We start from the raw sequence: 12,964 nt of genomic DNA on the forward strand, positions 1-12,964 counted from the left end.
AAGCAGGAACAGGCGCGTATTTTACCTGTTCCTGACAATTGCATACTACAGCTTTGCATGCCGCAGGCGTAAGGCATTGCTGATGACGGAAACCGAGCTCAGGCTCATCGCCGCACTGGCTATCATGGGGCTCAGTAAAATCCCGAACCATGGATACAGCAAGCCTGCGGCAATGGGCACGCCGACAAAATTGTAGGCAAAGGCAAAGAACAGGTTTTGTCTGATGTTTTTCATGGCCTGTTTGCTCAGGGCGCGGGCTTTTACTATGCCGCGCAAATCACCTTTAACCAGCACCACATGGGCGCTGTGCATGGCAACATCGGTGCCGCTACCCATGGCGATACCGACATCAGCCTGCGCCAGTGCAGGTGCATCATTGATGCCATCGCCTGCCATGGCAACTGCGTGACCCTGTTCCTGCAATTCCAGCACGATGCGGAACTTGTCGGCTGGCAGCAAGTCTGCCCGCACATCATCGAGTCCCAGTTGTTTCGCCACTGCCTGGGCAGTCCTGGCGTTATCACCCGTGAGCACGATGATGTGTATGCCCTGCTGCTGCAATTGAGTGATGGCCTCTTTGCTGTTACTCTTGATTTTGTCTGCGACACTGAGTATGGCCACGGCTTTTTGTGCTACCACCAGCAGCATGACGGTATGTCCCTGCGCCTGCAGATCACTGATTTGCGATTCAAAGCCTGGCAGCTCTATGGCATGTTCTTTCAACAGTGCAGGGTTGCCCAGCAAGACCGTCTTGCCATCTACTGTGGCGCTGACACCCTTGCCTGTGATGGACGTAAAATTGCTGATGGCAATGGACTTTGCACCGCGAGACTCTGCATAGTTGACGATGGCATGGGCCACCGGGTGTTCACTGCGTTGTTCCAGCGCCATGGCGAGCGCCAGCAAGTCTGTTTCTGATTCGCCGCTGGCGACGCTGAAGTGTTGCAGTGTGGGTTTGCCTTCTGTCAGCGTGCCGGTTTTGTCTATCAGCAGGGTGTCTATTTTCTCCAGCCTCTCCAGTGCCTCTGCATCCTTGATCAGCACACCATCACGGGCACCACGGCCTATACCTACTGTGACCGATATCGGCGTGGCCAGTCCAAGTGCGCAAGGACAGGCAATAATCAACACTGATACTGCAGCCATCAAACCATTCGCCATCCCCGGCGCTGGCCCCCATACTGTCCATGCGATGAAGGCCAGCACGGCAGCGGCAATCACACCCGGCACAAACCAGCCAGATACCTGATCCGCCAGCTTCTGGATAGGTGCGCGGGAACGTCCGGCCTGGTTCACCAGATTGATGATGCTGGCGAGCAGGGTATCCTTGCCTATGCGTTCAGCCCGCATGCTGAAGCTGCCTTGCTGGTTGATGGTACCAGCACTGACTCTGTCGCCAGCCTGTTTGCTGACGGGCAGTGGTTCACCTGTCAGCATGGCTTCATCGACATTGCTATGACCATCCAGTACGACACCATCAACAGGGATATGTGCGCCTGGCTTGATGCGCAAGTTGTCGCCAGTCTGTACTTCATCAAGAGCAATTTCTTTTTCGCTGCCATCAGCAGCAATGCGTATCGCCGTTGCAGGTGTCAAACCCAATAATGCCTTGATCGCTGCATTGGTTTGCGAGCGTGCCCGTAATTCCAGCACCTGTCCCAGCAATACCAAGGTAATGATGACGGCTGCGGCTTCAAAATACAGCGGTGCCATACCACCCATCTTGAAGGCTGCAGGCAGTGTATCTGGCAGCAACAAAGCCACCAGACTGAACAGATAGGCAGCGGCTGTGCCCACACCTATGAGACTGAACATATTCAGATGCATGGTTTTGAAGGACGCCAGCGCACGCTCAAAAAATGGCAGGCCAGCCCATAGCACCACAGGTGTCGCCAGGATGAATTGCAGCCAGTTGAACACCGTCATGCCCAGCAGGTGATGAAACGACACGCCAGGCAGCATGTCACCCATGGTCATGATCAGCAGCGGCAAACTCAACACCAGACTGAACTTGAAGCGCCGCGACATGTCATCGAGTTCACTGGTATCTTCTTCTGCCGAGGCTTCCTTGGGTTCCAGCGCCATGCCGCAAAGCGGGCAGGTACCGGGACCTACCTGTTCTATTTCCAGGTGCATGGGGCAGGTGAAAATCGCATCCTTGGCGACGGGCTTAGGTGCGGGGCGTTTGGCCGGGTCCAGCCAGGCGGCAGGATCTTTGCGAAATTTTTCCAGGCAGGCATTACAACAAAAATAATAAGGCTGCCCATTATGCACAAACTGGTGCTGGCTTTGCCCGTTGACACGCATGCCACAGACCGGGTCTTTGTGCTCACCCTGTGCATCGCTTTGCATGGCATCTGTACTCGCAGCATTGACACTGCCCAGTCCTATGACCTTCTTGGCCTTCACATAATTCTCAGGCGCAGCATTGAACTTGCTGACGCAGGAAGTGCTGCAGAAATAATAGGCAGTGCCCTGGAAGCGCGCCGTTTTTTCCGGGTTTTTACTGACCTGCATGCCGCACACCGGGTCGGTATATTTTTTTTCCTGGGTTGCGGCTGGCTGTTCATCATGCTTGTGCCCACAGCAACTGCCGCCATGCTGGTGGGTGGATTGGTCCTGGGTCATTTGCTATGCTCCCGTACAGATAAAATGATATTGCCTTATCATAGACTCCGTACCCAAGAACAGAGTCAAGGATTATTTAAGGATGTCTGATGCAGATCAATATACGATAGGGCAGTTAGCCAAGGCCGCAGGCGTGGGCGTGGAAACCATACGTTACTATCAGCGCCGCGAATTGCTGCCAGTCCCCGAAGTGGCAAGCGGTTTCAGAACCTACCCGGCCAGCCTGGCAGAGCGCATACGCTTTATCAAAAGGGCGCAGGAACTGGGTTTCAGCCTGGATGAAATCGCCAATTTGCTGATGCTCGAAGATGGTAATGACAGACAAGCCATACGAGACGTTGCGCAAGAACGCTTGTTACAGGTAAAGGCCAAGCTGGCTGACCTGCTCAGGATGGAAGACATGCTGACTGAACTGATACATCAATGCGCATCATCAACTGAACAGGCGCAGTGCCCTATTATCCATGCGCTGGCAAGTGATAAGCTGGCAGACGGAAAAGCCTGCCAGCATTGAGATAGAGGGGCTGGGGGCGGGTTTGATTATTCTCCGCTGGCGACCCAGTCCGGTTGCTCGGTCAGTACATAATGGATCAGGGCATCGACGACCAGCGGGTCAAACTGCGTGCCGCTCCTGGATTTGATATAGGCAATGGTGTCTTCGAGTGACCACGGTTCCTTGTAGGGGCGGCGGTGCAGCAGGGCATCAAACACATCGACTACGGCAACTATGCGTGCCGACAGGGGGATTTCTTCCCCCTTGAGTTTACGCGGATAACCCTGGCCATCAAAATGTTCATGATGGCTGCCTGCAATCTGCGAGCCATAAGTGAGATAGCTGACGCCGTCAACCATGGTGGCAGCGCGCGCCAATACGGTTTCACCTGCCAATGCGTGGTATTCCATGATTACACGTTCATGCTTGTCGTGTCCACCCGCTTTGAGCAGGACAGCATCTGGCGTCGCTACCTTGCCCACATCATGCAAGATGCTGGCGATGCCCACCATTTCCATGAATTGCGGCGTCAGGTCATCCGCAAAATTATTGCGCCGTTTGAGTTCACTGGCGATCGCATTGGTCAGCCTGCAAACTCGCTGTACATGGCCACCAGTATCGGTGTCACGAGATTCTGCCAGATCGGTCAGGGCAACCACCGAGGCTTCCTGGGCTTTTTGCAATTGCTCGTTGAGGTAGCGGTTGTCAAAGGCCGCAGCGATGCGGTCGCAGAATAATTCCAGCAAATCGCGCTGCATCTGCCCCAGCGGCCAGGGCGGTGTCACCAATATGGCAAATTCATGGCCTTGCCGGGTGTGGATGAACAAGACATCGGCAGGGTGCTGGAACTGACTTTTCTTTTCGTTGAAGGCTTTTTCTACGATGGCTGTCCATTCGCAATCCTGTGGCAGTTTATCCAGCCCTGAGAAATCACTATAAGTACCAGTCGCCGCAATGATGCTGGCTTGCAAGCCACCGCCAGGATTACCAAGCGGGTTGCGTGAAAGGCATAAAACACCATCAGCACCGACATCCAGTATGGCACCTATCTGGTTCAGCACACCACTGGCAAATTCTTTCAAGGACTTCAACTCATACAAATTGGCAGATGCTTGCAGTATGCGTGTCAACCCTATGCGGCTACGTTCTATCGACAACAAGCCTTCATAGGCGCGCAATGAGGCTATTACCGTGGTGAACAGGCGCTGGGTAGTCAGCTCGGTCTTGGTTTTATAGTCATTGATATCGTAATCGACGATGACACTTTTCTCGGGAGCCTGGCCCGGTTGGCCGGTGCGCAGGACGATGCGCACCAGTTGATTTTTGAGTTCTTCGCGTATGCGTTTGACGAGGCGCAAACCGGCGTCATCGGTTTCCATGACAACATCGAGTAAGATCAGGTTGATGTCGTTTTCTCTGCTCAGAATGTTAAAGGCTTCGGATGCGCTATGGGCTGACAATATGTCCAGCGGACGCCCTTTGAAAACGATATTGGAGAGGGCCAGACGGGTAACGGCGTGAATGTCTTCTTCATCGTCGACGATGAGTAGCCGCCAGGGGTGTGATTCAAATGAAGAGTTCAGTTGATCCTGTGACTTGTCATTACTCTCGTCTTCGATGATCCAGTCTTCGTCAGATCCCTGTTCGTGATTCATGCATTCCCCCGATCATTTGCATTGCAACATGATTTTTGGAAAATCAATCGAAATGAGTTTTGGTATCCTCAGAATTTATTATGCCAGCATTTTCCCTTCAATGCCTTCAGGCATTATTTTATTTCCGTGGTATTTGACAGACATTTACATTACCTCAAATCCAAGGGCAACTAGACGGGGGCTGCGGCCTGCAGGTGTAGTCGATGCAATACCATATCCACTATCAATGTCTCGGCTTCTTCAAAGTCATTGTTATTTAATGGACTATGACCCAGCACCAGGCTCATTTGTGCTGCAAAGTCAGCATACGACTGCGTCATCGCCCAGATTGAGAACAACAAATGTGTCGTGTTAACAGCAGCGATTTTGCCAGCCGCCATCCAGGCTTCAAAAACGGCTATATCTTTTTGCAAGAGCGGCAGGATTTTATTGCGCATGGTCTCGGCATACACAGGTGCCCCGCTGATGACTTCCATTGCATACACGCGTGACCCCTGCGGTTGTTCGCGCGAGAAGCGCAGCTTGGCGCGTATGTAGTTTCCCAGTAATGTCGCCGGGTCTTGTCCAGGGTCGGCCAGTATGTTCATGCGCTCCAGCCATTGATCCAGCACCTGATCCAGTACCTTTTCATACAGGATTTGCTTGGTAGGAAAGTAGTACAGCAAATTCTGTTTCGACAGGCCAGCCCGTTCGGCTATCGATGCCAGCGCCGTGCCTGCATAACCAGCCTCGGCAAATACCTCCACCGCCGCCTGCATGATGCGTGCTTGCAGCGCATCGCGTGAGCGCGTGAGTTTGTCCGGCGCTCTATCCATGGCGCTGCTTCATCAAAAAGGCTTTCAATGCTTCATCACCGCTGTAAGCGATATTGAAGCGGAACCATGGGTGCTCGCTGGTGCGCAGGCTGAAGAATTCGTCCGGTGCCAGCAAGATGCCTTCCTGCAAAGCCTGCCGTGAAATCTCGCTGGCACTCGCCTTGCTATCTTTCCAGCCTGCACTGATGAACATGCCACCGCGTGGTTCTGCCAGTGGGGTCAGACCTGCGGCCAATAACAAATCCATGCTGGCATTGCGTGAAGTTTCCAACTGGCGTTTAAGCTTTTCCAGCATGCGGCGGTACAGACGCGAGCTGATCGCGTGTAGCACCGCACGTTCATTGATTTCAGATGTGGTCAAACCAGCCAGCATCTTCACCCTCAGCAGTTCACCTATCAGCGAATGCGATGCACAGACTGAGCCTACGCGCAGGGTAGGGGAGAGCGTCTTGGAAAAACTGCCTACCCGTATCACACGGCGCAAACCATCCATCGCTGCCAGCGAGGGTTCAGGGCGCGGGCATAGTTCACGATAGATATCATCTTCGACTAGCCAGAAGTCAAACTGTTCTGCCAAAGCCAGCAGGCGGTGCGCCTGCGCCTGGGAGAGGCTGGTGCCCAGCGGGTTTTGCAAGACTGTATTCACAAACATCAGCTTGGGCTGGTGCAGCAGGGCCTTTTCCATCAGGCTGTCGAGGTTCAGGCCTTTTTCATCGCGGGCTATGCCTATCGGTATGCAGCCGTGATGGCGTATCAGGGATAGCAGATTGCTATAACCGGGGTCTTCTACCAGCACAGTATCGCCGGGTTTACATAGCGTGCGCAGGATAAGGTCAAAGCCATGGGTAGCGCCATGGGTCAGCAAAATCTGTTCAGAATCAACACTGAACAATTCCTGCGACAGGCTGCTGGCCAGGTGCTGGCGCAGGCTGGGGAAACCCAGGGGATTGCCATAACCACGCAGGCGCTGGGTAGGGATGCGCATCGATTGCTTCAGGGCATCCAGCAAAATATCATCGCCATACCACTCTGGCGGCAACCAGCCAGAACCCACGGGCAGGGCGCTGGATACGCCAGAATACAAGTCGGGGCTTAAGGCATCCAGCGCGCTGGGTATGACGGCTTGCGCCATGGGCTGCGGTGTACAGGCCGGTTTGGTGACAAAATAACCAGAGCCACGTCGTGAACTCAGCAATCCCAGGGTGATCAGGCGCTCATAAGATTCCACAACTGTAAAGGTGCTGACCGCATTGCATTTGGCGAATTGCCGCACCGATGGCATCTTGCTGCCCTGCGCCAGGTCGTTCTGGCGCACCAGACGGCTTACTTCCTGCACGATCTGCTCTACCAGGCTGGCCTGGCGACTACGCTCCAGCGACAGTTGCGGCCAGATCGGACTTTGCTCTACTACCTGCTGTTCTTTTACGGCGTCCATGCTTGCTCCTTGCTGAACATAAATTGTGCAAACGCACGTAACTGTTATGTTCTGGCTACCAATACGGTTGGATGAAATTAAACTGGCTGTATATGTCATTACTGCATATGCTTATTTAGCATTTCAGCATATTTTTACCACTTGGTAAATTGTTTTCAGTGTCAAGGAGAAGCCCATGCTCAGCAAACAACAACTCAATTCCTACTGGATGCCTTTCACGGCCAACCGTGACTATAAAGAGGCGCCGCGCCTGGTGGCCTCTGCCTCTGGCATGTACTACCGCGACCAGAATGGCCGCGAGATACTCGACGGCACGGCTGGCCTGTGGTGCGTGCCGCTGGGACATTCCCACCCGACAGTGGTGAAAGCGGTACAGGAGTCGGTAGCGACCCTGGATTACGCACCCGCCTTCCAGATCGGTCACCCGCAAGCGTTTGAGCTGGCAGAACAGTTGATAGCCTACAGTGGCAACAGATTTGGCCAGGTGTTCTATACAAACTCTGGCTCAGAAGCTGTTGATACTGCCATGAAAATGGTGCTGGCCTACCACCGCAGCCGTGGCGAAGCCCAGCGTACCCGATTTATCAGCCGCGAACGTGGCTACCATGGGGTAGGTTTCGGCGGTATGTCGCTCGGCGGCTTGCCAGCCAACCGCAAACAGTTTGGCACCTTGCTGGCGGGCGTTGATTACCTGCCGCACACCCATAACCTGGAAAAAAATGCCTTTACCCGTGGCCTGCCAGAATACGGCACCCACCTGGCCGATGAACTTGAGCGAATTATTGCGTTGCATGACATCTCCACCATTGCAGCCGTCATCGTTGAACCGCTGGCTGGTTCTGCTGGCGTCATCCTGCCATCAAAAGGTTACCTGAAACGCCTGCGTGAACTGTGCGACAAGCATGGCATCCTGCTGATATTTGATGAAGTCATCACTGGCTTTGGCCGTATGGCAACGCCGTTTGCATCTGACTTTTTTGATGTCACACCTGACCTGATGACCACAGCCAAGGGCCTGACCAATGGTGTCGTGCCTATGGGCGCGGTGTTCAGCCATCAAAAGATTTACGACGCCTTGATGGAAGGCCCGGCTGGCATAGAACTGTTCCACGGTTACACCTATTCTGGCCACCCACTGGCGGTTGCAGCTGGCCTCGCATCGCTGAAAGTCTTCAAGGAAGAAGAGATACTGGAACATGCACAAAGCATGACGGCCTATTGGGAAGATGGCCTGCATTCCCTGAAAGGCTTACCGCACGTCATAGACTTGCGCAACGTCGGCCTGATCGGTGCGATAGAGCTGGAATCCATGCCAGGCAAAGTCGGCGCACGCGCCATGGCCGCCTACAAGAAAGCCTTTGCTGAAGGTGTACTGGTGCGCACCACAGGCGACATCATCGCCATGTCACCTCCATTGATACTGGAGAAAAAACACGTAGACCAGCTGTTCGGCAAACTGCACGACATTCTGAAACACCTCGATTAATCCGGCGGGCATCATGACCACATATCAAGTCAATCATTACATCAACGGCGAACTGCATCAAAGCCTGCAGCCACGTTTTGCCGATATCTATAATCCTGCGCTCGGTTCAGTCCAGGGACAGGTAGCGCTGGGCAGCGAGCAGGACGTCAACCTGGCAGTCACCGCAGCGGCGAAAGCTTTTCCTGCATGGTCCAACACCCCAGCCCTGTCTCGCGCCCGCGTACTCATGGCTTACCTGAACCTGCTGCAACAGCACACCGATGAATTTGCCAATCTGCTGACCAAGGAACATGGCAAGACCCTGGCCGATGCCAAGGGCGAAGTCGCACGCGGCATAGAAGTGGTGGAATTTGCCATAGGCATCCCACAACTGTTGAAGGGTGAATATTCAGAACAGATCGCACGTGGCATTGATGCCTGCAGCATGCGTCAGCCGCTGGGTGTCGTTGCTGGTATCACGCCATTCAACTTCCCCGTCATGGTGCCGATGTGGATGTTCCCTATCGCTATCGCCTGCGGCAATACCTTTATTCTGAAACCGTCCGAGCGCGACCCATCTGCATCCCTGCTGCATGCAAAACTGCTCAAGCAGGCAGGTTTGCCAGACGGCGTTTTCAATGTCGTACAAGGTGATAAAACCGTCGTTGATGCACTGCTTGATCATCCAGAAGTGCAGGCCATCAGTTTCGTTGGTTCAACCCCGATTGCGCAGGCAATCTACGCACGCGGTTGCGCCAATGGCAAACGCGTGCAGGCACTCGGTGGCGCAAAAAATCACATGGTTGTCATGCCTGATGCTGATCTGGACATGGCAGTCGATGCACTCATGGGCGCAGCCTATGGTTCTGCCGGTGAACGCTGCATGGCAATCTCGGTCGCAGTTGCCGTTGGTTCTGCTGCCGATGCTTTGGTCGATGCCATGGCTGCCCGTGTCAAATCTCTCAAGATCAATAACGGCCTGGTGCCTGATGCAGAAATGGGCCCGGTCATTACACATGCAGCCAAGGAACGCATAGAAAGCCTGATCGGCGAAGGCGTGGCAGAAGGTGCAAAACTTGTTGTCGATGGCCGCAACTTTAAAGTACCCGGACATGAACAAGGCTTCTTCTGCGGTGGCAGCCTGTTTGATCATGTGACACCAGAAATGACCGTCTATAAGCAAGAGATTTTTGGCCCGGTATTGTGCGTAGTACGCGTACCAGACATGGAAGCAGCAGCAGACCTCATCAACAAGCATGAATACGGTAATGGCGTTGCCGTATTCACTCGCGATGGTGGCACTGCGCGTGAGTTCGTACGCATGATACAGGTCGGCATGGTCGGAGTGAATGTACCCTTGCCTGTACCTATGGCCTTCCATAGTTTTGGTGGCTGGAAACGCAGCCTGTTTGGCGATCATCACATCTACGGCCCTGAAGGTGTACGCTTTTATACGCGTGTGAAAGCAGTCATGCAGCGCTGGCCAGACAGCATTTCCAAGGGAGCAGAGTTTTCATTCCCTCAAAATAAATAATCGCTGTCACGAAACTTGCTTTTAGAAAAAAGTTAGTAAACCGAGATTGATTGGAGCCACCATGTTGGAAGCCCTTAAGCATTTACCCCAGGCAGAAGAAAGTCAGGAAACGCTGCGTTCGCATTTCACTGATTTGAATCCGGCACTGAACAAGCGCCAGGCAGCGATAGAAAGTGACCGCTGCCTCTATTGTTACGACGCTCCCTGCACACGCATCTGCCCATCAGAGATTGATGTGCCCAGCTTTATCCAGAATATTGCTGTCGGCAATATCAATGGCGCAGCCAAGGTCATCCTCGATCAAAACATACTCGGTGCAAGCTGCTCACGCGTTTGCCCGACCGAGATTTTGTGTGAGCATGCTTGCGTGCGCAATCATGATGCAGAAGGTGCACCAGTCAAGATCGGTCTGCTGCAACGCTTTGCGCTCGATAATGCAAAATTCGAACAGCATCCTTTCCAGCGCGCAGCCAGCACCGGTAAAAAAATTGCTGTCGTTGGTGGTGGGCCAGCAGGTTTATCCTGTGCGCACAGGCTGGCAACTCTGGGCCATGATGTCGTGATTTTTGAAGCCAAACAAAAGTCCGGTGGCCTCAATGAATACGGGATCGCCAAGTACAAACTGACAGAAGACAGTGCGCAGCGCGAGGTAGAATTCCTGCTGCAAATTGGCGGTGTCACCGTCAAGCATGAGCAGGTACTGGGCAAGAACCTGCACCTGGCAGATTTGCGCCGTGATTATGATGCTGTCTTCCTTGGCCTGGGCCTGAGTGCCAGCCGCCAGTTGGGCCTCACAGGTGAAGATGCTCCCGGCCTGATGGCAGCGGTCGATTACATCGCCGAACTGCGCCAGGCAGAAGACCTGACTAAATTACCTGTGCCCAAGCAATGCGTGGTCATCGGTGCTGGTAATACTGCGATTGATATGGCAGTGCAAATCGCCCGACTTGGTGCGGAACAAGTCACGTTGGTGTATCGCCGTGGTGCAGAACACATGTCGGCTACCCACCATGAACAAGACATCGCCAAAGCCAACCAGGTGCGCATCGTCACCTGGGCGCAGCCGCAAGAAATCTTGCGTGATGCAGAAGGCAAGGTTAGCGGCATGCGCTTTGCACGTACCAAAGAAGTCGGCGGCAAATTGCAAACCAGCGGCGCAACGATCGACATCCCCGCACAAGCCGTCTTCAAGGCCATAGGTCAATGCATGGACAGCAGCAGCTTGTCAGATGATCTGGCAAAAGACCTGCAAAAGCAGAATGACAAAATCCATGTGGATGCGCATTACCGCACCAGTGTATCCGGCATTTATGCTGGCGGCGATTGTATCGCTGACGGGCAGGATTTGACCGTACAGGCAGTTCAACATGGCAAGCTGGCAGCGCTGGCGATTGATAATGATTTGAAAGCGAAGGTGTAATATGGCTGATCTCTCGATTAACTTTGCCGGCATCAAGGCACCCAATCCTTTCTGGCTGGCCTCTGCACCACCGACTGACAAGGCTTATAACGTTATCCGCGCTTTTGAAGCAGGCTGGGGCGGCGTCGTCTGGAAAACCTTGGGTGAAGACCCACCACCGGTCAACGTCTCTTCGCGTTACTCTGCCCACTTCGGCAAGAACCGCGAAGTCATCGGCTTTAACAACATAGAATTGATCACCGACCGCAGCCTGGAAATCAACCTGCGCGAAATCACCCAGGTCAAAAAAGACTGGCCAGACCGCGCCATGATCGTGTCCCTGATGTACCCCTGCGAAGAAGAAAGCTGGGCACGCATCCTGCCACTGGTAGAGGCTACAGGCGCAGACGGCATAGAACTCAACTTCGGCTGCCCGCACGGCATGCCAGAACGCGGCATGGGCGCAGCCGTAGGCCAGGTGCCAGAATACGTGGAGATGATCACGCGCTGGTGCAAGAAGTATTGCTCATTGCCTGTCATCGTCAAACTCACACCCAACATCACTGACGTGCGCGTACCAGCCCGTGCTGCCTTCAATGGCGGTGCAGATGCGGTATCCCTGATCAACACCATCAACTCCATCACGTCCATTGATCTCGACCAGATGATTGCCCGCCCCATCGTCGGCACCCAAAGCACGCATGGCGGTTACTGCGGCAGCGCCGTCAAGCCAATTGCTTTGAACATGGTGGCAGAAATAGCGCGTGACCCGGCCACCAAGGGCCTACCCATCTCAGGCATAGGCGGCATAGGCAACTGGCGCGATGCAGCAGAATTTCTGGCGCTGGGTGCAGGCTCGGTGCAGGTCTGTACTGCCGCCATGTTGCATGGCTTCCGCATCGTCAAGGAAATGACAGATGGCCTGTCCCGCTGGATGGATGAAAAAGGTTATGAACGCATCAGTGACTTTGCCGGTAAAGCCGTCGCCAATACGACAGACTGGAAATACCTGGACATGAACTATGCCGTCATTGCCGAGATCGACCAGGACAAATGCATACAATGTGGCCGCTGCTACATCGCCTGCGAAGACACCTCGCACCAGTCGATTGCGCAACTGATCGCCGACAATGGCACCCGCAAATACGAAGTCATCAAGGAAGAATGCGTAGGCTGCAACCTCTGCCAGATCACCTGCCCGGTAGAGCAGTGCATCACCATGGTGCCCCAGGCGACAGGCAAGCCATATATGAACTGGACGCAAGACCCGCGTAACCCGCGTGCAGTGTTGAAATAATTGCTTGTACTTGCTGAATAGTGAGCGTATAAATTCTGCATGGGGAAGATTCAAAACCTTTTGAAAACCACTAATCACAGAGACACCGAGACACAGAGAAAGGCAAGAGAAATTCCTTGTTTTTCTCATGATGTTCTCTGTGTCTCTGTGCCTCTGTGTTGAGAGGTCTTTACTAAGCCCATCCATGGAATAAAGCTTGCTAAGAACATAGGCGTCATTGAGCGTTTCACATTCAACACCTGG

General features: G+C 53.8%; 9 protein-coding genes. 5 read left to right on the forward strand and 4 right to left on the reverse strand.

The features are described 5' to 3' along the window. Window positions 1-45: 45 nt before the first annotated feature. Window positions 46-2,628 (reverse strand): heavy metal translocating P-type ATPase, encoded by a 2,583-nt coding sequence (locus UNDKW_RS06235; protein WP_162058000.1) that lies wholly within the window; start codon window positions 2,626-2,628, stop codon window positions 46-48. A gap of 82 nt (window positions 2,629-2,710) precedes the next feature. On the opposite strand from UNDKW_RS06235, the gene UNDKW_RS06240 reads away from it, so the two are divergent. Next, the gene (locus tag UNDKW_RS06240) at window positions 2,711-3,142 is read left to right on the forward strand and encodes a MerR family transcriptional regulator (protein WP_162058001.1); all 432 of its coding nucleotides are present in this window, start codon (window positions 2,711-2,713) and stop codon (window positions 3,140-3,142) included. 26 nt (window positions 3,143-3,168) lie between these two features. Here the strand turns inward: UNDKW_RS06240 and UNDKW_RS06245 are convergent, their stop codons facing one another. From UNDKW_RS06245 to UNDKW_RS06255, 3 genes are all read right to left on the reverse strand, one after another. Next, window positions 3,169-4,776, reverse strand: coding sequence for a DUF3369 domain-containing protein (locus UNDKW_RS06245; RefSeq protein ID WP_162058002.1), 1,608 nt, complete (start codon window positions 4,774-4,776; stop codon window positions 3,169-3,171). A 170-nt stretch (window positions 4,777-4,946) separates the two neighbouring features. Then, complete coding sequence (locus UNDKW_RS06250) at window positions 4,947-5,591, reverse strand: TetR/AcrR family transcriptional regulator (protein WP_162058003.1); 645 nt, start codon at window positions 5,589-5,591, stop codon at window positions 4,947-4,949. Next, a complete protein-coding gene (locus UNDKW_RS06255) occupies window positions 5,584-7,026 on the reverse strand; it encodes a PLP-dependent aminotransferase family protein (RefSeq protein ID WP_162058004.1) in 1,443 nt (480 codons plus the stop codon). The genes UNDKW_RS06250 and UNDKW_RS06255 overlap by 8 nt, the downstream gene beginning before the upstream one ends. A 175-nt stretch (window positions 7,027-7,201) precedes the next feature. Here UNDKW_RS06255 and UNDKW_RS06260 point away from each other — a divergent pair, with 175 nt between their 5' ends. The 4 genes from UNDKW_RS06260 (at window position 7,202) to preA (ending at window position 12,721) form a co-directional block, all read left to right on the forward strand. Continuing rightward, the gene (locus UNDKW_RS06260; RefSeq protein ID WP_232063270.1) at window positions 7,202-8,512 is read left to right on the forward strand and encodes an aspartate aminotransferase family protein; all 1,311 of its coding nucleotides are present in this window, start codon (window positions 7,202-7,204) and stop codon (window positions 8,510-8,512) included. A 13-nt stretch (window positions 8,513-8,525) separates the two neighbouring features. Then, window positions 8,526-10,025: a CoA-acylating methylmalonate-semialdehyde dehydrogenase gene (locus UNDKW_RS06265; protein ID WP_162058005.1), complete on the forward strand. Its 1,500-nt coding sequence runs from the start codon at window positions 8,526-8,528 to the stop codon at window positions 10,023-10,025. A gap of 61 nt (window positions 10,026-10,086) precedes the next feature. Beyond that, on the forward strand, window positions 10,087-11,445 hold the full coding sequence (locus UNDKW_RS06270) for an NAD(P)-dependent oxidoreductase (protein WP_162058006.1): 1,359 nt from the start codon (window positions 10,087-10,089) through the stop codon (window positions 11,443-11,445). 1 nt (window position 11,446) lies between these two features. Beyond that, on the forward strand, window positions 11,447-12,721 hold the full coding sequence (gene preA / locus UNDKW_RS06275) for an NAD-dependent dihydropyrimidine dehydrogenase subunit PreA (RefSeq protein WP_110255749.1): 1,275 nt from the start codon (window positions 11,447-11,449) through the stop codon (window positions 12,719-12,721). Window positions 12,722-12,964 lie beyond the last annotated feature (243 nt).

The sequence above is a fragment of the Undibacterium sp. KW1 genome (assembly GCF_009937955.1).
In the GTDB taxonomy this organism is placed as follows: Bacteria; Pseudomonadota; Gammaproteobacteria; order Burkholderiales; family Burkholderiaceae_D; genus Undibacterium.